Raw genomic sequence first — 21,672 nt, 5'->3', positions numbered from 1 at the left:
GGGCGCCGCGCCGTCCGCCGTCCACGCGCAGGCCGCCGCCGTCAAGATCGACATCCCGGCCCAATCGCTGGCGCAAGCGCTGCTGCAACTGGGCCGCCAGACCCGGCTGCAGGTCTACTACCTGCCCGAAGCCGTGCAGGACCGCCGCGCGCCGGCCATCAGCGGCACGCTGACACCGCAGCAGGCGCTGGACCGGCTGCTGGCGGGCACCGGCCTGGTGGCGCGCATCAACGGCAACACCGCGGTGGTGCAGCAGCCGGCCGGCGACACCGCCACCCTGCCCAGCGTGTCGGTCTACGGCGACGCGCGCGGCGAGGCCGTCGAAGGCCTGGTTGCGCGCCGCAGCCGCACCGGCACCAAGACCGACACGGCGCTCAACGAGATCCCGCAGACCATCAACGTGGTCACCGCGCAGCAGGTCGAGATGACCGGCGCCACCGACATCAACCAGGCGCTGCACTACGTGCCCGGCTTCTCCAGCTATGGCTCGGACAACCGCTCCGACTGGTACTCGGCCCTGCGCGGCTTCACCCCCACGGCCTACGTCGACGGCCTGCAGGTGCCCAACACGCTCAACCTGGCCAGTTGGCGCGTCGATCCCTACCTGATCGACAGCATCACCGTGCTGCGCGGCCCGACCTCGGTGCTGTACGGCCAGGGCGATCCCGGCGCCATCGTCGACGTGCAGAGCAAGCTGGCCAACGGCGAGCGCATCCGCGAGATCGAGACCCAGGTCGGCAACTACGCCCGCAAGCAGCTCAGTTTCGACCTCGGCGACAGCCTCAACGAGGACGGCACGCTGTCGTACCGCATCCTGGGCGTGGGCCGCGACGGCAACGCCCAGACCGGCCCCAACAAGGACCAGCGCGTGGTCCTGGCGCCGTCGCTGCGCTGGCAGCCCAGCGCCGCCACCAGCCTGACGCTGTCGGCCACCTTCCTGGAAGACTGGGGCGATGTCACCAGCAACTTCCTGCCCGCCCAGGGCACGGTGCTGCCCAACCCCAACGGCCGCATCTCGCGCGATCTCTACACCGGCGAGCCGGACTTCAACTACTACCACAAGAAGCAGTGGTCGCTCGGTTACGCGCTGGAACACAAGCTGGATTCGGTCTGGACCCTGCGCCAGAACACCCGCCTGATGCACCTGCAGCTGAACAACCGCTCGGTCTACGGCGGCGGCCTGGATGACAGCGATCCGACCATGGCCTCGATCACGCGCTACGCCGGCATCTTCCAGTTCAACTACAGCCGCTTCGACGTCGACAACCAGGCCGAGGCCAAATTCCGCACCGGCGCGCTCGAACACACGCTGCTGACCGGCCTGGAATACAGCCGCCAGTCGACCACCGACAGCGAATGGCTGGCGCAGGCGCCGTCGCTGAACCTGTACAACCCGGTCTACACGCCGATCAACAAATCGCTGTTCTACGGCCCCAACGCCTACCCGCGCACCGACACCTACACCGTCATGAACACGGTCGGCCTGTACGCGCAGGACCAGGTCAAATGGGACCGCTGGGTGCTGACGCTGGGCGGCCGCAAGGACTGGGCCCGCACCCGCCAGAACGACCGCGAGGCCGACACCCGCACCTCGCAGCTGGACCAGGCCTTCACCGGCCGCGTCGGCCTGACCTACCTGGGCGACTATGGCCTGTCGCCCTACGTCAGCTATTCGACCTCGTTCAACCCGGTCTCGAACACGCGCCTGGCCGACGGCAGCTGGGCCAAGCCGACCCAGGGCAAACAGATCGAGGCCGGCCTGCGCTGGCAGCCCGACGGCAAGAACCTGACGCTGAACGCCGCGGTCTACCAGATCAAGCAGACCGACGTCGTCACCAACAACCCGAACGACCCCACCAACAGCAGCTACGTGCAGACCGGCGCGGTACGCTCGCAGGGCATCGAGCTGAGCGCGGTCGGCAAGATCACGCCGGAACTGTCCATCGTCGGCGCCTACGTGTTCCAGAACGTCAAGATCACCAAGGCCAACGACGAGACCCAGGGCAAGTGGCCGGTGGACATCCCGCGTCCGCGCCAGATGGCGTCGCTGTGGGCCGACTGGACCTGGCGCACCGGGCCGCTGGAAGGCTTCGGCGCCGGCGCGGGCGTGCGCTACCAGAGCTCGGCCGCGGGCGCGTCCGACAACTCGCTGAAGATCCCCAGCTACACCGTCTACGACGCCGGCCTGCACTACGAGATGCCGAACTGGCGCTTCGGCCTGAACGCCACCAACCTGTTCGACAAGCGCTACGTCAGCGGCTGCCAGTCGTACGGCGTGTGCATGTTCGGCAACGGTCGCACGGTGGTGGCGTCGGTGAAGTACTACTGGTAGCAAAAAAAGGCGGGCGTCCCGCAACCGGGACGCCCGCCAGCCGATCAGACGGCTACACCAGCAACAACGCGCCGCCGCTTCCCGCGACGATGCCCAGCCCCGCCAGGGCGTAGCTGTCGCGGCGCTCGCAACCGGCGCGATGCGTGCCGATCGCCGCGTGCAGGCACACGGCGCCAAGAATGGCCAGGGCGATTCCGATCCCGAACATGAGGGGTTCCTTGATCTGTTGGGCGGACTGGCCGGCGGCCAATCCGTTGGCTATGGACCGGGCCCAATCCTTTCAGTTCCCTGAATAAATAAATGACCGGATCCGCGTCAAGGAGCCGTAACGGCCTGGTCGAGCTGGTTGAACACGAACAACGCCTCCGGCGCCTGCCCCAGCACCGTTTCCGCGATCCGCGCCCGCAGCCGCGCATGTTCGCGCTGCGCCTCGGGCGCCGGGTTGCCCAGCAGGGCGAAGAACTCAGGCGGCAGCACGCCTTCGCGCAGCACCGCCTGCACCCGCCGCTCGCCGCGCGCCAGCCAGAAGCTGTACGACTTGTCCGCGGCCTGGCTGTAGCGCGCCTCGGGCAGCGACAGGTCGATCCGGTAACAGCCGCGGGTGACGGCGCGGGTGGCGAACTCGATGGCATCGCGCACGCCCGGCCCGGGATGGCCGCTGACCACGCTCAGTTCGCCGCGCGGCACCGGCGCCCCGCCCTCTTCCAGCCGGGCCAGCGCGCCGCGCAGCCCCTGGAAGATCAGCGCCAGCATGGCGAGCGCGCCGTGGCCGTGATAGGCCATGACCGCGTCGAACGGAATCCGCAGGGGGCCCTGCTCGCCCTGCACGCGCAGCTCGCTGCCGGCGGGAATGGTCGGAATGGTCATGAAGGTCTCCATAAGAAAAAAAAGCCGGCCGCGCCAGGCGGCCGGCCAGCGGGGGGCTATCAGAAGCGCGTGCGCAGCGTCAGGCTGAAGCTGCGGCCCGGCTCCAGCAGCGGGTTCAGGTCGGTCATGGCGTAGGCCACGTTGGACGAGGTCGCGGCCGTGCGGTAGGCGCGGTCGAACAGGTTGTTCACGCCCAGCACCACCTGGGTATTGCCCAGTTGCGGCAGGCCCAGGCGGTCCAGCTGCAATTGCGCGTACAGGTTGACCACGCCGTAGCCGGCCGCCGGGTATTCGGTGCGGGCGTCATAGCGGCTCTGGCCCTTGGCCCACTGCACCTCGCCGCTCAGCGCGTAGGCCTCGTTGGCGCCCACATACTGCAGGCCCACGATGCCGCTGAGCGGTGCGATGGAGGCCAGCGGCCGGTCGGTGTTGCGGTTGGTGGCGTGCAGATAGCTGGCGTTGCCGTACAGGTTGACGGTGCGCGTCAGCTGCCAGCGCCAATCGGTCTCCACCCCCTGGATGCGCACCTTGCCGACGTTGCGGCGCTGGGTCGCGGGCAGGCCCAGGTAGGTCGTGGTGGCGTTCTCCAGGAAGTCGCGGTAGTCGCTGCGGAAAGCGGTCAGGCCGACCGTGGCGCTATCGAAGTGCAGGCGCGTGCCGCCCTCGACGGTGGTGCCGCGCTCGGGCTTCAGCTCGGGGTTGGGAATGGTGTAGCTGGTGCCGGTGTAGCCGGCGCTGAACATCTCGGACGTCCACGGCATGCGGAACGAGGTGCCGACGCTGCCCAGCAGTTCGACCACGTCGGTGGCGCGATACGACAGGCCCAGGCTGCCGGTGGTGGCGGTCTGCTTGCTGTCCTGCGCGGCGCGGAAGGCCGGCAGCAGGTTGGGCGACGGCAGCGCATCCAGGCCCACGTCGGAACGGAACCAGTCGAAGCGGCCGCCGGCGGTCACGGTCCACTTGGGCGCGGGCTTCCACTCCGTCGTCAGGAAGGCGCCGACGTTGGTCTGGTACTGGTTGGGGCCGGTCTTGGCGTAGGGCGTGCTGGTGGTGGTCGAGGTGCCGTTGGGCCGGTAGACCGTGATGTCGCTGCGGCTTTCCGAGCCGGGCCGGCGCTCGTGCATGAAGTCCAGGCCGAAGGTGGTGGTGGTCTGCGCCCACGGCACCGTCGCGGCCACGCTGCCGCCATAGACCACCGGGCCGATCACATGGCTGCGGGTCTCGACCAGGCGCGCCGGGTTGGTCTGGTTACGCGCCGACATCCAGGTATCGAACTCGTTGACGTAGACGCTGGCCTTGAGCGCGCTGATGGCGCCGTCGAATTCGCCGGTATAGGCCAGCCGGGCCTGCTTGACGCGGTTGGGGTCGCGCCGGCTGCTGGCGGCGGGATACGGCGGCACGGTGCCGGCGGCGCCGTCCTTGACGTAGGCCACGCGCGCGCTGGCCTCGATGCGCTGGCGGGCATCGGGCATGTAGCCCAGCACGATGCCGCCGCCCGCGCCGCGGAAGTCGCTGTTGGGCACGTCGCCCGTGGCGCTGTCGTAGTTGCTGGCGCGGCGGCCGGTGGCGTAGACGCGCAGGTCGAAGCCATCGCCCGCGCCTTCCACCGCCACGTTGCTCTGCACGCCGTGGCCGTTGCTGCGGTACGTGACCGAGGCTTCGCCGCCGTTCAGGCTGAACGGCTGCTCCAGGTTGCCATGGCCGCGCTTGGTGACGAAGTTGATCAGGCCGCCCAGCCCGTCGCTGCCGAAGCGCGACGAATCCGGGCCGCGCACCACCTCGACCTGTTCGATCTCGGTCGGGCTGATCAGCATGAACTGCAGCGTGTTGCGGCCGCGGAAGCGGTCGCCGTCGATGAACATCGGCACCCGCATGTCGTTGGTGTTCAGCCCGCGCAGGAAGATGGTGCCGGCGATGCCGCCGCTGCGGCTGACGGTGGCGTTGGGCACGCGGCCCAGCAGGTCGAGGGTGCTGTCGGTGTTGAGGCGCTCGATGTCCTGGCGCTCGATCACCGTGACCGGCTGCGTCACCGCGTGGTCGATGGTGGCGGGCGCGGGCGTGGCGCCCAGGGGCCGCAGGCGTCCGTCATCGGCCGGACGCTCGGCGCTGACCTGGATGGCGGGAAGTTGCGGCGCGTCGGCGGCGGCCGCCGGCGCGCCAATGGCCGCGGCGGTCAGCAGGCTGGCGCGGACGAGGGGCGAGAGAGAGGAAGGACGTGACATACGTGGACGCGATAGAAAAGACCAAGGGGTCGGACCGCGCCGCCTCAGGCGGCGGGAGTGGAAGCTTTCAGCCAGGGCAGGAAGCCCCGCAGGAAACGGGACGCGGCGGGCATGAAATAGCTGCCGTGGTGGTACATCGGATCCAGCGAGGTCACGATCAGCCGCCCCGCCGTGCTGTGGCGGTCCTCGTACAGCACCGAGCCCGCGCCGGCCTTGTCGATCAGCGAGACCGCGCCCGGCGGCGGCGTGAAGGTGCCGTGCTGATGCCAGGTGGCGTCGGCCAGCGTCAGGTGTGAAAACAGCGGGTGCGCGGGTTGCGCCAGGCGCAGGCCCGAATCGGCGCCCGGGGTCTTCCACCACCAGAAATTCACTTCGCAATCGGTCCAATGCACGCCATCCAGCCAGCGGTGCGAGCCGGTCTCGCCCATCGCCACCAGCGTCCTGCCCGAGGCCAGGAAACGGGCGAAGCGCGCGCGGTGCGGCACGAGCAGGTCCGGGTGGGTCCGGCACGACACGATCAGGGCGTCGCAGTCCGCCAGCGCGGCGTCGTCCAGCTCGGGCAGGTAAATGAAGCGGTCGAGATACGGCGTCAGTTCCGGCGTGTGGAAGGTGCGGTGGTGGTAATACGTGCCGGCGTCCAGCGCCGCGATCACGGGGGTGCGCGAGGCCATGGCGGCGGTCATGCGGCGTCTCCCCACAGCCAGTCGAACAGCTGCGGCACGATGCGCCCGGCGCTGTCGGCGCTGCCCGCGTACATCCACAGGTCGTTGCCGCTGTGCGTCAGCAGGCGGCCGCCGCCGGGCAGCGCCAGCACCCAGTCCACCGGCAGGGCGTCCGGGCCCAGGGTGTTCAGCACCCGCGCGCCGTCGGGCGGCGGGTTGCCGCCCCGCGCGTAGAAGCCCGCCACGCCGCGCCGGAAGGTCAGGTGTTCGGGATCGACGCCCTCGAACACCGGATGCGCGGCGGCGCGATGCACCCGCAGGCCGTCCAGGCCGCGCGCCGCCCCCGGCGCGAACGGCCGCAGCCAGCGCAGGAACGGATAGGCGACGTGGCCGTTGAACACCATGGCGCCGCCGGCCAGCAGCCAGGCTTCAAGCCGGTCGCGCTGCCCGAGCAGATAGCGCTGGTCGACGTTGGCGGGCACCAGCAAGGCACGCACGCGCGCCAGGTCGAGCCGCTCCAAGCCATACAGCGGTTCGGCCACGGCGCGCGGCCGCTCGCCGCCGGTGAGCGCGGCGGGGCCATTGCCGCTCCAGTGGTTCAGGTAGACGATGGAAGTCATCATGGATCAACGGAAAAGAGGAATCACGCCGCGTACCTCGCCGGCCTCGCCGCTCAGCGACGCCACCCGCACCGGCATGCGGTACAGGCGGCTCAGGCGTTCGTCGGTGCACATGCGGTCAGTGGGGCCGACTTCGCAGGCGTCGTCATGCATCAGCAGCGTCTGGCCGGCGATGTGCTGCGCGTGCTGCGGCTGGTGGGTCGAGAACACCACCGCCAGGCCCTGCTCGCGCGCCAGTCGGCGCAAGAGCGACAGGATGATGTCCTGGTTGCGCAGGTCCAGCGCCGCGCCCGGTTCGTCGAGCACGATGATGGAACTGGCGCTGGCCATGGCCCGCGCGATGCACACCAGTTGCTGCTGGCCGCCGCTCAAGGCCTGGAACGGCCGCCCGGCCAACGACTCCAGCCCCACCGCCCGCAGGCAGTCGCGGGCGATCTCGCGGTCGCGCGGGCCGGGCGACGCATACCAGCGCAGATGGCGGGCGCGGCCCATCGTCACCATCGCCAGCACGTCGTAGGCGAACAGCGCGTCGGTGCGCTGCGGCACGTAGGCGGCGTGGCCTTGCAGGCGCACCGCGCCGGCGGCCGGCGCCCGCAGGCCCAGCAGGGTCTTGAGCAGCGAGGTCTTGCCGCGGCCGTTCGGTCCCAGCACCGCCAGGATCTCGCCGCCGCGCACGCGCAGCGACAGGTCCGACAACAGGCGGCGGCCGCCCGCCTGCACCGCCAGGCGATCGAGCTCAAGCATGGTGCGCTCCCCCGCCCTGCGTGCGGCGCAGCAGCCAGGCGAACAGCGGCGCGCCGATCAGCGCGGTGATCACGCCCAGCGGAATCTCGGCGCTGGTGGCGCTGCGCGCCACCGTATCGACCCACACCATGTAGGTGCCGCCGATGAGCGCGCTGGCCGGCAGCAGCGCGCGGTGATCCGGGCCGACCAGCATGCGCGCGATGTGCGGCACCACCAGCCCGACCCAGCCCACCGTGCCGGACACCGCCACGCTGGCCGACACCACCAGCGTGGCGCAGCCCAGCAGCAGCCAGCGCAGCGGCTCGACCGCGATGCCCATGGCGCTGGCCTGCTCATCGCCCAGCGACAGCACGTTGATGCGGAACCGCAGCGCATACAGCAGGCCCATGCCCGCCGCGATCGGCAGCGCGGCCGCGGCCAGCTTGACGTACGAGGCCGTGGCGAAGCTGCCCATCAGCCAGAACACGATCGCCGGCAGGCTGTCGTTGGGGTCCGCGAAGTACGTGGCCAGCGAGATCAGCGCGGAGAAGAAAGCGCTGGTGACCACGCCCGCCAGCACCAGCATCAGGATGGTGGTGCGGCCCTGCGTGCGGCCCAGCAGATAGACGATGGCCACCGCCAGCAGGCCGCCGGCGAAGGCCAGCCCCAGCGTCGCCCACAGCGACGAGAACAGCAGGATCGCGGCGCAGCCGCCGAACGCCGCGCCGGACGAGATGCCAAGGATCTGCGGCCCCACCAGCGGATTGCGGAACGCACCCTGCAGCGCCGCGCCGCACAGCGCCAGGCTGGAACCGGCCAGCACCGACAGCAGCACCCGCGGCAGCCGCACCTGCAGCACCACGCGCTGTTCGGCGCCGCTGACGGCCGGCAGCCAGTCGGCCAGGCCGTCGGGCAGCGCCAGCCCCGCCAGCACGCTGGACACATGCGCCAGCGGCAGCGGGTAGCGGCCCACGCACAGCGCCGCCAGCATCGACGCCGGCAACGCCAGCGCCATCAACAGCCACGGCCAGGCCAGGCGGCGGCGCGCCACGCCCGCCTCGAGCGGCACGGATTCAGCGCAGGCGGTCATAGCCGGCGGCTCCCAGGTTCTGCCGCGCGTGCAGCACGGTGTCGATATCCGCCGCATCGGGCGTGTGGCCATACAGCTGCGTGTAGGCCTGCGCGATGTGCTCGCGCAGCGGCCAGTCGAAGCGGTCCGGGTGCAGCAGCTGGCTCAGCCACTGCCAGTACAGCGGCGACTCCTGGCTGGGCGGATCCCACAGGTAGCCGCCGGCCGGGATCTTGTAGACGCGATGGTTGCGCACCGCCGGAATGTCGGCGAACAGGGGGTCTTGATACAGCATGGCCGGCGTCAGCCCGGGCTCGAAGTTGTTCAGCAGGATCACGTCCGGCGCCCACGCCATGAGCTGTTCGATGTTGATCGTCTGCCCGCTGCCGATCGCCGCCGCCACATTGCGGCCGCCGGCCAGGCGGATGTCATCGTCGAAGCTGGTGCCCGCGCCCGAGGCGCGCAGCTGCGGCGCGTAGCGCGCCAGGTACAGCACGCCCGGACGCTGGTCGGGCCGCAGGCCGTCGGTCACCTTGGCGATGTCCGCCCGCACCTGGTCGCGCCACGCCAGCTGCGCCGCGGCGCGCGCCTCCTGCCCCAGCGACCGGCCCATCAACCGGATCCATTCGCGGCTGCGCGCCTCGTCGCCATACAGCAGCGCCGCCACCGGCAGGCCGGCGTTGCGCAGCGGCGCGATCAGGTCGTCGCCCATGTGCCCCCACTGCCACACCAGGTCCGGCTGGATCTGCAGCAGCGTCTCGACGTTGGGCGCGAAGCCCGAACGCGTGATGTCCGTCCGGACGGCGGCGAGGGCCGGGAACATGCGCGCCAGCAGGCCGTCCTTCATCAGTTCATGGGCGTTGGGGTGCATGCCGGCCAGATGCTGCGCGCCGCCGTCCAGCGAAATCAGCAGCGAACCCGCGGGCATCGGCAGCGTGACCACGCGGCGCGCGGGCGCCGCCAGCGGCACCGGGTTGCCCAGCATGTCGGTGAAGGCGGTGGGGGCCGGCAGGACGGCGGGCGGCAACAGGACCAGCGCCGCGAACGCGGCACTGCGCAGGAATCGGATAGCCATGGGAAATGAGGGGAACGGACGGCGCCGGATGGCGCGGTGGTACCATTACAAATAAGAATCAATCTTATTTAATTCTAAGCGGCGGGGCCGCTCCCTCAAATGACTATTGTCAATTCGTCAAAGTCCCTCCTGACGGCCGCCCTGCGCCGCCATCCCTGGTTCGACGGCGTCGGCGACGCGGCGCTGGCCACGCTGGCGGAACGCAGCCGCTGGCTGCGGTTCGAGGCCGGCGACACGCTGTTCTCGGAAGGCCAGGCCGCGACCTCGTGCCTGCTGGTCTGCGAAGGGTCGGTGCAGGGCCTGCGCTACACCGCCGACGGCGGCGACAAGGTCTTCGGCCACGTCGGGCCGGGCGGCTGGCTGTCGGCGCTGACGCTGTTCGAGACCTCGCCGCGCCACCTGCACAGCGTGCGCGCCCGCACCGACGGCAACGGCTGCCTGCTGCAGGCCGACGCCTTCCGGCAGCTGTGCCTGGACGACGCCCGCTTCGCCTGCCGCGTCATGACGCACGCCGCCAACCTGGTGCGCCACCACACCGACCAGATCGACTGGCTCACCTCCAGCTCGGCCGAGGAACGGCTGGCCGAATACGTGCTGCGCGCCGGCAAGCCACAGGCCGACCAGCCACTGGCGCTGCCGCTCAGCCACTCGCAGATCGCCGTCAAGCTCGGCATGCGGGCCGAGACCCTCAGCCGCATCTTCTCCAAGTGGCGCCGCGAAGGCATCATCGCCAGCCGCCGCGGCACGCTCTACGTGCTGCGGCTCGCGCCGCTCGAACAACTGGCGTCCGGATGCTGAAACGCCGCGCGTCCCGACGGACGCGCGGCGTTCATGCGTGACCGCCCGATGTCACGTCACCGGGCGGTCACAGCCCTCACTTCACGCTGGCCACCGCGTCCAGGATCACCCGCGCCACCGCCTCCGGCTGCGATTGCTGCGGCACGTGGCTGGTCTGCAGGTCGGTGACCTTGGCGCCGATGCGCTTGGCCATCTGGTGCTGCAGCGCCGGCAGGATCATGCGGTCATGGTTGCTGACCACGAACCACGACGGCTTGGTTTTCCACGCGGCGGTCGACACCGGTTCGCCAAAGGCGCTGGCCTTGATGGGACCCTGCGTGGCCGCCATCACCCTGGCCTGCGCGGCCGGCACGTCCTGCGCGAAATCGCGCGCCAGGCCGGCGGCCGACAGGCTCAGCCAGCCGTGGCTGTCGGCGCCGATGCTGTCCGAGCCCGGCGCCTTGGGCGTGCCTTCGGTCAGCGTCGCCACCGACTGGCCGGCGTCGGGCGCGAACGCGGCCACGTACACCAGGCTGGCGACCTTGGGATGGTTGCCGGCCTCGGTGATCACCGTGCCGCCCCACGAATGGCCGACCAGCACCACCTTGCCGGGCTGGTTGTCGATGGCGCGGTTGGCCGCGGCCACGTCGCCGGCCAGCGATTCGAGCGGGTTCTGCACCGCCTGCACCTGCACGCCCTTGGCCTGCAGCAGGGCGACCACCTTGGCCCAGTCCGAGCCGTCGGCGAAGGCGCCGTGCACGATGACGACGGACGGCCGCGCGGCGGCCGGCTCGGCGGCGAACGATTGCGAGACGGGCGCGGCGAACAGGCCGGCGACCAGGAGGGAGGCTGCGATAATATGGCGCTTCATGGAGATTCCTTTTTCGGGATCAAACGCCGACGTGGCGCTTGGTTGACGCCAGTGTCGTTTTCCCGCCGGTCGCGCGGTATCGGATGATTGACCGATGCGCCGGTTCTCGCCTTCCCGCCCTCTCCTGCCGCCCCCATTCATCGCCCCGCCTGTCCCCATGATCGCCGATAGCGCCATTGAACTGACCGACGCCGTGCTGGCCATGGCCTTCATCGGCGACCTCAGCATGGGCCGCGCCACCGACCATTCGCGCCGCACCGCCTGCCTGGCGGGCCTGCTGGCCGCGGCGCACGGCCTGGATGCGGCCGGCCAGGACCACGCCCGCGCGGTGGCGCTGCTGCGCTGGTCCGGCTGCACCGCCAACGCCGGCGGCTTCGCCGAACTGCTGGGCGACGACATCGCCTCGCGCGAGGCCATGATGGCGCAGACCCTGCCGCCGCTGGATGCGCGCACGCAGTCGCTGATCGTGCCGCTGGCGCTGATCCATTGCGAGATCTCCGGCGACGTCGCCGTCAGCCTGGGCATGCCCGACGCGGTGGTGGCCGGGCTGCGCCACGCCTTCGAGCGCCACGACGGCAAGGGCATGCCGCAGGCGCTGGGCGGCGACGCCGTCTCGCCGCTGGCGTTCATCGTCAACGCCGCCAGCGACCTGGAGATCCTCAGCCGCGCCCATGGCCGCGACAGCGCGCTGGACTTCCTGCGCCAGCAGGCCGGCGCCAAGTATCCCGCCGACGTCGCCGCGCTGGCCGTGCGCCACGGCCCGGCCTGGCTCGACCGGATCGACGCCGATCCGCCCGACGGCGCCGACTGGAACCTGGCCGGCGGCCGCCCCGGCGCGCCCGCCGCGCTGACGCTGCTGGCCGACGTGGCCGAACTCAAGCTGCCCTGGCTGGCCGGCTATTCGCGCCGGGTGGCGGCGCTGGCGGTGGCCACCGCCGCGCGGCTCGACCTGGACGCGGCGACGGAGGCGCGCTTGCAGGCCGCCGCGCTGGTCCACGGCATCGGCCGCGCCGCGCTGCCGAACCGCCTGTGGAACACCGCCGGCAAGCTGTCGCCGGACCAATGGGAGCAGGTGCGCCTGATGCCCTACTGGACCGCGCGCGCGGCGCGCCAGATCAAGGGCCTGAGCGAGGCCGCCGAACTGGCCTCGTATGCCTACGAACGGCTGGACGGCAGCGGCTATTTCCGCGGCGCGGCGGGCGCGGCTCTGGGCTTGCCCCAGCGCGTGCTGGCCGCCTGCGTGACCTTGCAGGCGCTGCTCGAGGACCGCCCCTGGCGTCCCGCGCTTGCGCTGGCGGACGCGGCGCGGCAACTGCGCCAGGAGGCCGCCGCCGGCCGCTACGACGCCGACGTGGCCGAGGCCGCCATCGCCGCGGCGGGCGGCGAGACCGCCGCCCCGCGCCGCGCCGTCTCGCCACTGTCGCAACGCGAACTCGAGGTGCTGCGGCAGATCAGCCTGGGGGCCAGCAACAAGGAAGCGGCGCGCGCCCTGAACATCAGCCCCAGCACGGTGCGCACCCATGTCGAGAGCGTGTTCCGCAAGCTGGAATGCTCGACCCGCGCGGCCGCCACGCTCAAGGCGCTGACCTCGGGCCTGCTGTAGCCGGCGTCACGCGCCGGCGCGGCCGGCAGGCAGTGATCGGCCAGGCCCCCGGCACGGCGCCGGCTCAACGATCGGCGATCGCCCGCAGGACCGCGTAGGTTTCCCGCTCGTCCTGGTTCTCGCCGTAGTCGCTGAGCTTGACGATCACCACGCGCCGGCCAGGATGGACGTACAGGTACTGGCCGTGGATGCCGACGGCCGCGAAGTCCGGCCCGCCCGCGGGGTCCAGCTGCCACCATTGCGCGGCGTAGCCCCAGCCATCGACCGGATGCGGCGCGGGACGCGCGATGCGCGCCACCCAGGCGGCCGGCACCAGGCCGCCGCCCTGCCCGGACTCCAGCACGCGCTGCCCGACCCGGGCGAAGTCGCGCGCCGTGGCGTTCAGGCAGCAGAAAGCCTTCTCGACGCCGCCGGGCCGGTCCACGTTCCAGGTGGCGGCGGACTCCGCGCCCATCGGGCCCCAGAGCCGCTCGGCGAGCAGGTCGGCCAACGGCTTGCCGGTGACCCGCGTCAGCGCCATGCCCAGCAGCTGGGTGTCGATGCTGCGGTAGTCGCCGTCGCTGCCCGGCGTGAAATGCATGCGCCGGTGATCGCGCGCAAAGCCGGCCAGGTCGCGCGTCAGGTACATGCGCGCAGTGCCGGTGAAGGGCCAGTAGGCCCGGTAGTTCTCCGACACGTCGATGCCCGAGGCCATGTCCAGCAGATGCCCGAGCGTGACGCGGTCGTAGTCGCCCGCGCCCGCCAGTTCGGGCAGCAGCGCGGTCAGGCGGTCGTCCTCGCGCAGTTCGCCGCGCGCGATCGCCTGGCCCACCAGCAGCGACACCACCGACTTGGCCATCGACCATGACGACTGCGTGTCGGTGGCGCGCACGCCCGGCCGATACCACTCGTATTCCAGCTGGCCGTCGCGCAGCACCACCAGCGCGTTGGTGGCGGTGCTTTGCAGGAACTGCTCGAACGGGATTTCGGCGCCCTTCCACGGCACCGTGGCGGGCGGCGGCCACGCGCTGGCCGCCAGCACGGATGGCGTGGCCGAGGCCGGCACGACCCGCGCCGGCAACAGATCGCCGCGGCGCGACGGCGCCGACACTTCCAGCCGCCACAACGTGTGCGGCGGCGGGATCTCCATCACGGCGGTGGCCGCATAGGCGGCGGCCGCCAGCGCGGCCAGCCCCAGGGCCAGCCGCCAGGCGGCGCGGCCCGGGCGGCGTGCGCGCGGGCGCGTGATGCGGGAGGTCGGGTCCGTAGCCATGGCGCGGATCATGCCAAGTCCGCGCCGATTGCACAACAGGCATCGCGCGGTCGAGATTCAAGTCCCAATGTATCTGCCCGCCCGCGCCGTACATTGCGACACCCCCGGGTCCGCGCGCCTGGCTACAACGGCACCACAACCTGTCACTTCCCTTTCTCGGAGACCCGCCATGCCGGACCCCATCGATACCCAACGCCGCCGCCTGCTCGGCACCACCTCGGCCCTGGCCGGCGCCAGCCTCTTGAACCTGGGCCTGGGCGCCAGCGCACGCGCCCAGGGCGCCGCGCCCACCGCCCCTCGCGCCAGCGGCGCGGCCGCCTTCAGCGGCCTGCGCCAGATCCGCGCCGGCGACCTGGATATCGGCTACGTCGACGCCGGTCCGGCCAACGGCCCGGTCGCGGTCCTGCTGCACGGCTGGCCCTACGACATCCACAGCTTCATCGACGTCGTGCCGCGCCTGACCGCCGCCGGCTACCGCGTCATCGTGCCCTACCTGCGCGGCTACGGCTCGACCCGCTTCCTGTCGGCCGACACCGCGCGCAACGGCGAACAGGCGGTGGTGGCGGTCGACATCATCGAGCTGATGGACGCCCTGAAGATCGGCAAGGCCGTGATCGCCGGCTTCGACTGGGGCGCGCGCACCGCCAACATCATGGCCGCGCTCTGGCCCGAACGCTGCCAGGCGCTGGTGTCGGTCAGCGGCTACCTGATCGGCAGCCAGGAAGGCAACCGCAAGCCGCTGCCGCCGCAGGCCGAGTTCCAGTGGTGGTACCAGTTCTACTTCGCCACCGAGCGCGGCGCGGCCGGCTACGCCACCAACGTCGACGCCTTCAACAAGCTGATCTGGCAACTGGCCTCGCCGCAATGGCGCTTCGACGACGCCACCTATGCGCGCAGCGCCCGCGCGTTCGCCAACCCCGACCACGTCGCCATCGTCATCCACAACTACCGCTGGCGCCTGGGCCTGGCCCAGGGCGAGGCGCGCTACGACGACCTGGAGCGGCGCCTGGCCGTGGCGCCGAAGATCGCGGTGCCGACCATCACGCTGGAAAGCGACGCCAACGGCGCGCCGCACCCCGCGCCCGCCGCCTACGCCGGCCAGTTCAGCGGCAAGTACCGGCACGTCGACGTCACCGGCGGCATCGGCCACAACCTGCCGCAGGAAGCGCCCGAGGCCTTCGCCGACGCGGTGCTGCAGGTGACGCGGCTGTGACGGCCGCGTGTCCGCCGGGCAACACGTCTTCGCTGTTCGAACTCTCCCGCCTTGCCCCCCCCCGCACGGCAGACGCAATTCCGAAAGCGCAACACATCCATCCGCGTCCTTCCCCGCAAGACCGTGTTGTTGGCTTTACCGCCTTTCCAGGAGAAACCCATGACACCGGGTTTCTGCGCGCATGTATTCGCCCTGCGCAATCCGCCCAGACTTAGCAGGTGAAGTGGAGCCTCAGTTGGATCTTTCGTTGCGCCTGCCTGGCGAAGGCGTCGGTCGTTAAAAGACCGGCGCCTACCACTGACCAAGCGGTGGGCACACTGTAATTTTTCGAAGCGCCGCTGCGGGCGTGTGCGCTGCTTGTCTGCCTACCCGTCACACGTTCCACTGTGCAGCTTTGGTCCGGGCGGACCGAACGTGATGAACTCTTGCAGCGAACTTTCGCTGCATTTCCAGGCGGTATAGCTACGGCCGAAAAAAATCAGACCGGAGCAAAATGGTTCGCGAGCGCAACTCAACATACCAGCACATCAAGCACATCATATTAAATAAACATCAGATGCGTGCCAGTGCAATGTTGTCTCCGCATACCTGGCGCAGACACCTACCAATCTGCATATCGGTATGCTCGCGGCTTTAGATCCAGGCGTGGCATGCAGTACTGCATGACGCATTCGCTCCTTATTGCTTCGCGAATCTCTCAAGCCATCAACGAATAAGGTATGGTAAACAGGACGCTTTATTCCTCTGTGCCATTAAAAACAATTCTCTTTTGTATGATCCGATCTAATGGATTGGAGTTTTTTTGCGCTGGCCTACACACACATAACGTGCTGCAAAATGGAAATAACTCGATTTGAAAAAAAGGCCTTGTTCTGGAGCCTCGTTGCCGGAATCTCGGGCATCTTCCTAAGTTTCTTGCTGAAAGATGGAACCTGGTTTGCGCGGTCCGGCGCTCTGATCACGGCTGTGGCCGTGTGGTTCGCCTCCATCGATCTCCCAGCTCGCCTACTACTTGCCGCCCCCGATGCATTGGCGAAGCCGCTGGCCGAACAGAAAGCTGACTTGTTGGCTCGAAAGGAAGAGTTCAAGTTCACCGAGCAGCAAATTCAACAAATTTTCGATCAAATTGAACGGGACTCACGAGCTATCCTTGATAAGGCAAATCGCGCACTCTCGCAGCGATTTCACTATGTTGAGCTATATCTGTTTCTGATCGGAACGCTGATTTGGGGATTCGGCGATCTGCCGTTCATGTTGCTGGGGTAATGCGCAGGCATACGAGTATTAAAAAAAAGACTAGTCTCAGGCTGCGGTAAAAAAAGGCCGTCCAACGGGGACTGCTAGACAGGCCGGGGCAGAGTCTTGGTGTTAGGAAAGCGCACCCGAGCTGCTGCGGCGCAACGCCCGGCGCGACACGTCGCTGCCGAACAAGACCCTGCTGGGCATGCTGCACCGCTGGGACCTGCCGCTGCCGACCGAAGCGCACCGCGTGGTGTACGCGGTGTAGGCGCGGCGGCGCCGGGATCAACCGGCTCAGTGCTCGCGGATCAGCGTCGTCGAAAACTCGTAGCGCCCGGCCGGATGGTACGAGCACGACGCTTCCACGATCTGTCCGGCCTGGTCCTTGTAGTGGCGCAGGATCAGCAGGCCGGGCGACTCGGGCGTCACCTGCAATTCGCCCGCCACCGCGGCCGGCATGGCGCAGGCCGAGATGGTCTGCTCCACCGACGCGATGCGGCGGCCGTAGTGTTCCTCGATCAATTCCGACACCAGCCGGTCGGGATGCTGGCGCGCCAGCTTGCGCACGCCCTTGTAATGGGCATCCACGTACAGCTCGGTCCACACCACCGGCGCCTGCCCCGGCGTGCCGCGGGTGGAGGCGAAGCGCAGCCAGCGCGTGCCGGGCCCGACGCCCAGGCGCGCGGCCAGCTCCAGGTCGGCCACGATTTCCTGCACCTGCAGGATGGTGCGCGGCGTGCGCGCGGCCAGTTGCACCAGGTCTTCCAGCGACCGCAGCGACTGGCTGAAACCGGCCTTGGGCCGGGCCGCCGTGACCACGGTGCCGCTGCCGCGCCGGCGCGCGATCAACCCCAGGTCCTGCAACTGGCGCAATGCCGCCCGCAAGGTGTGGCGGCTGGCGTCGAACTCTTCGGCCAGGGCGTTCTCGGACGGCAGCACGGCCCCCACGGCATACACGCCGCCGGCGATCCGTCGTGCCAGTTCTTCGGAGATGCGGGTGTACAGCGAGATGGACATGGAACCGGGGGTGTATGCGACAGGCTCCATTCTATCTGCTGCCCGGGCGCGGGTATTCCCCGGCATTGACGCCCGCCGACGGCCCTGCTTAAATGTACGTACAACTTTTTAAGAGCGTACATTTATGCCAGTCTCGGTCCTCGAATCCACCCTGTTCAAAGACATGTTCGGCACCGCCGCGATGCGGGCCGTGTTCGACGACGCCGCCACCGTGCGGCGCTATGTGGAAACCGAAGTCGCGCTGGCGCGGGTGCAGGGCCGGCTGGGCGTGATCCCGGCCGAGGCCGCCCGCGCCATCGAGGCCCGCGCCGACGCCGCCGCCCTCGACATGGCGCTGCTGCGCGAGGAGACCGAGATCGTCGGCTATCCGATCCTGCCGCTGGTGCACCAGCTGTCGCGCCAATGCGGCCCGGAGGGCGAATACCTGCACTGGGGCGCGACCACGCAGGACATCATGGACACCGCCACCGTGCTGCAGGTGCGCGAGGCGCTGGAACTGGTGGACGCCGACCTGGCGGCGCTGGACGCCATCCTCGACAACCTGGCGCGCGAATACCGCGACACCCCCATGGCGGGCCGCACCCACCTGCAGCACGCCCTGCCGATCACGTTCGGCTACAAGGCGGCCGTCTGGCTGCTGATGCTGCGGCGCCATCGCGAACGCCTGGCGCAATTGCGGCCGCGGGTGCTGATCGGGCAATTCGGCGGCGCGGCCGGCACGCTGGCCTCGCTCGGCGAGCAGGGGCTGGCGGTGCATGGCGCCCTGATGGACGAACTGGGATTGGGCGCCGCGCCGGTGACCTGGCACGTGGCGCGCGACGGCCTGGCCGAAACGGTGCAGTTCCTGGCGCTGGTGTGCGGCTCGCTGGGCAAGATCGCGGTCGACATCATGCTGATGATGACCAACGAGCTGGGCGAGGCGTTCGAGCCGTTCGTGAAGGGCCGCGGCGCCTCCAGCACCATGCCGCAGAAGCGCAATCCAATTTCGTGCGAGCTGATGTGGGCGGCGTCCAAGACCGTGCGCCAGCACGCCGGGCTGGCGCTGGACGCCATGCTGCAGGACTTCGAGCGCGCCACCGGCCCCTGGCACATCGAATGGTCGGCCGTGCCCGAGGCCTTCGTGCTGACGGCCGGCTCGCTGCGCCAGGCCCGCTTCATGCTCGGCGGACTGGAAGTGGACACCGCGCGCATGGCGCGCAACCTGGATCTGTCCGGCGGCCTGATCGTGGCCGAGGCCGTGATGATGGGGCTGGCGCCGCACATCGGCCGCCAGACCGCGCATGACGTGGTCTACGACGCCTGCCGCGAGGCGGCCACGTCGCGCCGCCGCCTGGCCGACGTGCTGCGCGAGGACGCGCGGGTCGCGCAGCGGCTCGGCGCGGACCAGATCGAACGGCTGTGCGATCCGGCCCACTACCTCGGGGCCGCGCCCCGGATGGTGGACCGCATGCGCGCCCATCTCAACCCCGGCGCCGCCTGAACCGCGGCGCCGGCTTTCCCCCGATAAAAAAACACCCACGGAGACAAACCATGAAGAACTGGCTGGCGGCGATCACCGCCACGGCGGCGTTCGCCCTGACCCCGGGCGCGCACGCGCAGGACACCTACCCCAACCGCGCCATCACCTGGATCGTGCCGTTCGCGGCCGGCGGCCCCACCGACGCGATGGCGCGCAACATCGCCAACCGCGTCGCGCAGGAACTCAAGCAGACCATCCTGATCGAGAACGTGGGCGGCGCGGGCGGCACCATCGGCGCGGCCAAGGCGGCCAAGTCGACGCCCGACGGCTACACCTTCCTGGTGGGCCACATCGGCTACATGGCCGCCGCGCCGTCGCTGTACCAGCGGCTGCCGTACGACCCCACCAAGGACTTCCAGGCGGTGTTCCGCTTCCCCGACACGCCGCTGGTGCTGCTGGTGGGCGAAAGCTCGCCGTACAAGTCGGTGTCCGAACTGATCGCCTTCGGCAAGCAGCATCCGGGCAAGCTCAACTTCAGTAACGCCGGGGTCGGCTCGACCTCGCACCTGGTGGCCGCCATGTTCGCCAGCCAGGCCGGCATGGAGATCACGCCCATCGCCTACAAGGGCGCCGGGCCGGCGCTGAACGACCTGATGGGCAATCAGGTCGACGCCATGTTCGACCAGACCAACACCGCGCTGCCGCAGACCCGCGGCGGCAAGGTGCGCGCGCTGGGGCTGACCTCGGCCACCGCCATGCCGCAGTTCCCCGATGTGGCGCCGATGGGCGCGCAGGCGCTGCCAGGCTTCCAGGTGTCCACCTGGTACGGCCTGTACGCACCCAGGGGCACGCCGGACGCGGTGGTGCAGACGATGTACCGCGCCTGGCAGAAGGCGCTGGCCGACAATGACTTCACCGGCAAGATGGTGGAACAGGGCATCCAGTTGCTGCCCGAGGGCCAGTACGCGCCCGCCGCCTTCCAGCAGTTCACCGCCGACGAAGGCAAGCGCTGGGCCGGCGTCATCAAGCAGGCCGGCATCACGCTGCAATAGGCCCGCCACATCATGCGCGTCCTGCTCGCTTCCGATATCGAGACCAGCATCGCCCAGGCCCTGCAGGCGGTCAGCCACACGCACCCGCCCGATTTCGTGCGGGCACTGAAGGCCGCCCACGACCGCGAAACCGCGCCGGCCGCGCGCCACGCGCTGCTGCAATTGCTGGTCAACAGCAAGATGAGCGCGCGGGCGCGGCGCCCGGTCTGCCAGGACACCGGCGTGGCGCATGTCTATGCCCGGCTCGGCATGGACGCGCGCATCCGCGCCGATGGCCCCGGCCCCACGCCCACCCTGCAGGCCCTGGCCGACCGGGCCGTGGCGCGCGCCTATGGCTGTGCCGCCAATCCGCTGCGCGCCTCGATGGTGCGCGACCCGCTGGGGCTGCGCCGCAACACCCGCGACAACACGCCCGCCGTGCTGCACGTGGAACTGGTGGAAGGCGACGGGCTGGAGCTGACCGTGGTCGCCAAGGGCGGCGGCGGCGACGTCAAGGCGCGCTACGCCATGCTCAATCCCAGCGACTCGGTGGCCGACTGGGTGGTGGCGCAGCTGCCGGGCATGGGCGCCGGCTGGTGTCCGCCGGGCGTGCTGGGGCTGGGCGTGGGCGGGTCGCCGGAACAGGCCATGGCGCTGGCCAAGCGCGCCCTCTTCACGCCCATCGACATGCCCGAGCTGCTGGCGCGCGGCGCTGGCGATCCGGCCGAGCGCTTGCGGATCGAGGTCCACCAGCGCGTCAATGCGCTGCGCATCGGCGCCCAGGGCCTGGGCGGCGACACCACGGTGCTCGACGTCAAGGTCGCGACCGCCGCCTCGCACGCGGCGCTGCTGCCGGTGGCGCTGCTGCCCAACTGCGCCGCCACCCGCTTCGTGACGTTCACCATGCCCGACAGCGGGCCGGCGCAATGGCCGCAACCGGACCCCGCGACGTGGGATGGCATTCCGGACGCCCTGCCCGCCAGCGGCGGCCGGCGCGTCGACCTGGACAGCCTGACGCGCGCCGAGGTGGCGTCGTGGAAGGTGGGCGAAACGCTGCTGCTGTCCGGCAGGCTGCTGACCGGACGCGATGCCGCGCACAAGCGCATGGACGAATTGCTGGCGCGGGGCGAACCGCTGCCGGTGCCGCTGCAAGGGCGCGCGCTGTACTACGTCGGCCCGGTCGATCCGGTGGCCGGCGAAGCGGTCGGCCCGGCCGGCCCCACCACCGCGGCCCGCATGGACAAGTTCATGCCGCGCCTGCTGGCCGACAGCGGCCTGCTGGTGACCATCGGCAAGGCCGAGCGCGGGCCGCTGGCGGTGCAGGCGATCCAGACCCACGGCGGCGCCTACTTGAGCGCGGTGGGCGGCGCCGCCTACCTGGTGTCGCAGGCGGTGCGCGCGGCGCGCGTGGTCGCCTTCGCGGACCTGGGCATGGAGGCGATCTATGAGTTCGAGGTGCGCGACATGCCGGTGACGGTGGCGATCGATGCGCGCGGCCGCTCGGTGCATGCGGTGATCCCGATCCAGGCCGCTTGAGGCTGGCCACATGAGGCGGCTGCATGAAGCAGCCACGCCGTGCAGCCGGCGGCGCGATCTTCTATAGTGCCGCCAGGCGCCCGCCCCCCGGGCGCCCGGCCGCA

19 protein-coding genes and 1 pseudogene are annotated in these 21,672 nt (G+C 70.2%); 9 read left to right on the top strand and 11 right to left on the bottom strand.

The genetic code is table 11. The features are described 5' to 3' along the window. The first annotated feature begins 169 nt into the window (after positions 1–169). On the top strand, positions 170–2,332 hold the full coding sequence (locus H0523_RS12320) for a TonB-dependent siderophore receptor (RefSeq protein ID WP_371741537.1): 2,163 nt from the start codon (positions 170–172) through the stop codon (positions 2,330–2,332). A gap of 52 nt (positions 2,333–2,384) precedes the next feature. Here H0523_RS12320 and H0523_RS12315 read toward each other — a convergent pair whose 3' ends face one another. From H0523_RS12315 to H0523_RS12280, 8 genes are all read right to left on the bottom strand, one after another. Then, the gene (locus H0523_RS12315; protein WP_156350986.1) at positions 2,385–2,540 is read right to left on the bottom strand and encodes a hypothetical protein; all 156 of its coding nucleotides are present in this window, start codon (positions 2,538–2,540) and stop codon (positions 2,385–2,387) included. A 107-nt stretch (positions 2,541–2,647) separates the two neighbouring features. Continuing rightward, positions 2,648–3,199 carry a hypothetical protein gene (locus H0523_RS12310; RefSeq protein ID WP_054431868.1) on the bottom strand — a complete coding sequence of 184 codons (552 nt, stop codon included), beginning with the start codon at positions 3,197–3,199 and terminating at the stop codon, positions 2,648–2,650. 59 nt (positions 3,200–3,258) lie between these two features. After that, the gene (locus H0523_RS12305; protein WP_054431869.1) at positions 3,259–5,421 is read right to left on the bottom strand and encodes a TonB-dependent receptor; all 2,163 of its coding nucleotides are present in this window, start codon (positions 5,419–5,421) and stop codon (positions 3,259–3,261) included. A 44-nt stretch (positions 5,422–5,465) separates the two neighbouring features. Further along, positions 5,466–6,104, bottom strand: a complete 639-nt coding sequence (locus H0523_RS12300) for a hypothetical protein (RefSeq protein WP_054431870.1) — start codon at positions 6,102–6,104, stop codon at positions 5,466–5,468. Then, on the bottom strand, positions 6,101–6,706 hold the full coding sequence (locus tag H0523_RS12295; protein ID WP_054431871.1) for a hypothetical protein: 606 nt from the start codon (positions 6,704–6,706) through the stop codon (positions 6,101–6,103). Before H0523_RS12295 ends, H0523_RS12300 begins: the two co-directional genes overlap by 4 nt. A 3-nt stretch (positions 6,707–6,709) precedes the next feature. Further along, a complete protein-coding gene (locus H0523_RS12290; protein ID WP_054431872.1) occupies positions 6,710–7,447 on the bottom strand; it encodes an ABC transporter ATP-binding protein in 738 nt (245 codons plus the stop codon). Beyond that, a complete protein-coding gene (locus tag H0523_RS12285; RefSeq protein WP_231689782.1) occupies positions 7,440–8,516 on the bottom strand; it encodes a FecCD family ABC transporter permease in 1,077 nt (358 codons plus the stop codon). Before H0523_RS12285 ends, H0523_RS12290 begins: the two co-directional genes overlap by 8 nt. Next, entirely contained in the window at positions 8,500–9,570 is a 1,071-nt protein-coding gene (locus H0523_RS12280) for an ABC transporter substrate-binding protein (RefSeq protein ID WP_082385472.1), read from the bottom strand. The genes H0523_RS12285 and H0523_RS12280 overlap by 17 nt, the downstream gene beginning before the upstream one ends. A gap of 99 nt (positions 9,571–9,669) precedes the next feature. Between H0523_RS12280 and H0523_RS12275 the strand changes: the two genes are divergently transcribed. Next, on the top strand, positions 9,670–10,368 hold the full coding sequence (locus tag H0523_RS12275) for a Crp/Fnr family transcriptional regulator (protein ID WP_054431873.1): 699 nt from the start codon (positions 9,670–9,672) through the stop codon (positions 10,366–10,368). 76 nt (positions 10,369–10,444) lie between these two features. Here the strand turns inward: H0523_RS12275 and H0523_RS12270 are convergent, their stop codons facing one another. Then, positions 10,445–11,218, bottom strand: a complete 774-nt coding sequence (locus H0523_RS12270; protein WP_054431874.1) for an alpha/beta fold hydrolase — start codon at positions 11,216–11,218, stop codon at positions 10,445–10,447. 157 nt (positions 11,219–11,375) lie between these two features. Between H0523_RS12270 and H0523_RS12265 the strand changes: the two genes are divergently transcribed. After that, entirely contained in the window at positions 11,376–12,821 is a 1,446-nt protein-coding gene (locus H0523_RS12265; RefSeq protein ID WP_054431875.1) for an HD domain-containing phosphohydrolase, read from the top strand. A 64-nt stretch (positions 12,822–12,885) separates the two neighbouring features. Here H0523_RS12265 and H0523_RS12260 read toward each other — a convergent pair whose 3' ends face one another. Beyond that, entirely contained in the window at positions 12,886–14,073 is a 1,188-nt protein-coding gene (locus H0523_RS12260; RefSeq protein ID WP_231689781.1) for a serine hydrolase domain-containing protein, read from the bottom strand. Between the two features lie 169 nt (positions 14,074–14,242). Here H0523_RS12260 and H0523_RS12255 point away from each other — a divergent pair, with 169 nt between their 5' ends. From H0523_RS12255 to H0523_RS32255, 3 genes and pseudogenes are all read left to right on the top strand, one after another. Beyond that, the gene (locus H0523_RS12255; protein ID WP_180180066.1) at positions 14,243–15,286 is read left to right on the top strand and encodes an alpha/beta hydrolase; all 1,044 of its coding nucleotides are present in this window, start codon (positions 14,243–14,245) and stop codon (positions 15,284–15,286) included. Between the two features lie 786 nt (positions 15,287–16,072). Beyond that, on the top strand, positions 16,073–16,552 hold the full coding sequence (locus H0523_RS12250; protein ID WP_156350120.1) for a hypothetical protein: 480 nt from the start codon (positions 16,073–16,075) through the stop codon (positions 16,550–16,552). A 118-nt stretch (positions 16,553–16,670) separates the two neighbouring features. After that, positions 16,671–16,793 (top strand): annotated as a pseudogene (locus H0523_RS32255) (metal-dependent phosphohydrolase); the annotation flags it as partial. Positions 16,794–16,819: 26 nt separating this feature from the next. Here H0523_RS32255 and H0523_RS12245 read toward each other — a convergent pair. Beyond that, the gene (locus tag H0523_RS12245; RefSeq protein ID WP_231689780.1) at positions 16,820–17,572 is read right to left on the bottom strand and encodes a GntR family transcriptional regulator; all 753 of its coding nucleotides are present in this window, start codon (positions 17,570–17,572) and stop codon (positions 16,820–16,822) included. 94 nt (positions 17,573–17,666) lie between these two features. On the opposite strand from H0523_RS12245, the gene H0523_RS12240 reads away from it, so the two are divergent. From H0523_RS12240 to H0523_RS12230, 3 genes are read left to right on the top strand one after another with little or no spacing between them, the layout of a single operon-like run. After that, on the top strand, positions 17,667–19,022 hold the full coding sequence (locus H0523_RS12240) for a class-II fumarase/aspartase family protein (protein ID WP_054431880.1): 1,356 nt from the start codon (positions 17,667–17,669) through the stop codon (positions 19,020–19,022). 50 nt (positions 19,023–19,072) lie between these two features. Next, entirely contained in the window at positions 19,073–20,053 is a 981-nt protein-coding gene (locus H0523_RS12235; RefSeq protein WP_054431881.1) for a Bug family tripartite tricarboxylate transporter substrate binding protein, read from the top strand. Between the two features lie 12 nt (positions 20,054–20,065). Next, complete coding sequence (locus tag H0523_RS12230; protein ID WP_054431882.1) at positions 20,066–21,568, top strand: fumarate hydratase; 1,503 nt, start codon at positions 20,066–20,068, stop codon at positions 21,566–21,568. The last annotated feature ends 104 nt before the right edge of the window (positions 21,569–21,672 follow it).

Origin of the sequence: Achromobacter insuavis, from assembly GCF_902859645.1 — a bacterium.
Classification (GTDB): Bacteria; Pseudomonadota; Gammaproteobacteria; order Burkholderiales; family Burkholderiaceae_B; genus Achromobacter; species Achromobacter insuavis.
The sequence above is the reverse complement of the archived record's forward strand: the minus strand, read 5'-3'. Positions and strand labels throughout refer to the sequence as shown.

Coding starts and splice junctions, on each gene's coding strand:
- H0523_RS12315 (WP_156350986.1), bottom strand. CDS start 2,540: ATGTTCGGGATCGGAATCGCCCTGGCCATTCTTGGCGCCGTGTGCCTG.
- H0523_RS12310 (WP_054431868.1), bottom strand. CDS start 3,199: ATGACCATTCCGACCATTCCCGCCGGCAGCGAGCTGCGCGTGCAGGGC.
- H0523_RS12305 (WP_054431869.1), bottom strand. CDS start 5,421: ATGTCACGTCCTTCCTCTCTCTCGCCCCTCGTCCGCGCCAGCCTGCTG.
- H0523_RS12300 (WP_054431870.1), bottom strand. CDS start 6,104: ATGACCGCCGCCATGGCCTCGCGCACCCCCGTGATCGCGGCGCTGGAC.
- H0523_RS12295 (WP_054431871.1), bottom strand. CDS start 6,706: ATGATGACTTCCATCGTCTACCTGAACCACTGGAGCGGCAATGGCCCC.
- H0523_RS12290 (WP_054431872.1), bottom strand. CDS start 7,447: ATGCTTGAGCTCGATCGCCTGGCGGTGCAGGCGGGCGGCCGCCGCCTG.
- H0523_RS12285 (WP_231689782.1), bottom strand. CDS start 8,516: ATGACCGCCTGCGCTGAATCCGTGCCGCTCGAGGCGGGCGTGGCGCGC.
- H0523_RS12280 (WP_082385472.1), bottom strand. CDS start 9,570: ATGGCTATCCGATTCCTGCGCAGTGCCGCGTTCGCGGCGCTGGTCCTG.
- H0523_RS12275 (WP_054431873.1), top strand. CDS start 9,670: ATGACTATTGTCAATTCGTCAAAGTCCCTCCTGACGGCCGCCCTGCGC.
- H0523_RS12270 (WP_054431874.1), bottom strand. CDS start 11,218: ATGAAGCGCCATATTATCGCAGCCTCCCTCCTGGTCGCCGGCCTGTTC.
- H0523_RS12265 (WP_054431875.1), top strand. CDS start 11,376: ATGATCGCCGATAGCGCCATTGAACTGACCGACGCCGTGCTGGCCATG.
- H0523_RS12260 (WP_231689781.1), bottom strand. CDS start 14,073: ATGGCTACGGACCCGACCTCCCGCATCACGCGCCCGCGCGCACGCCGC.
- H0523_RS12255 (WP_180180066.1), top strand. CDS start 14,243: ATGCCGGACCCCATCGATACCCAACGCCGCCGCCTGCTCGGCACCACC.
- H0523_RS12250 (WP_156350120.1), top strand. CDS start 16,073: ATGGATTGGAGTTTTTTTGCGCTGGCCTACACACACATAACGTGCTGC.
- H0523_RS12245 (WP_231689780.1), bottom strand. CDS start 17,572: ATGGAGCCTGTCGCATACACCCCCGGTTCCATGTCCATCTCGCTGTAC.
- H0523_RS12240 (WP_054431880.1), top strand. CDS start 17,667: ATGCCAGTCTCGGTCCTCGAATCCACCCTGTTCAAAGACATGTTCGGC.
- H0523_RS12235 (WP_054431881.1), top strand. CDS start 19,073: ATGAAGAACTGGCTGGCGGCGATCACCGCCACGGCGGCGTTCGCCCTG.
- H0523_RS12230 (WP_054431882.1), top strand. CDS start 20,066: ATGCGCGTCCTGCTCGCTTCCGATATCGAGACCAGCATCGCCCAGGCC.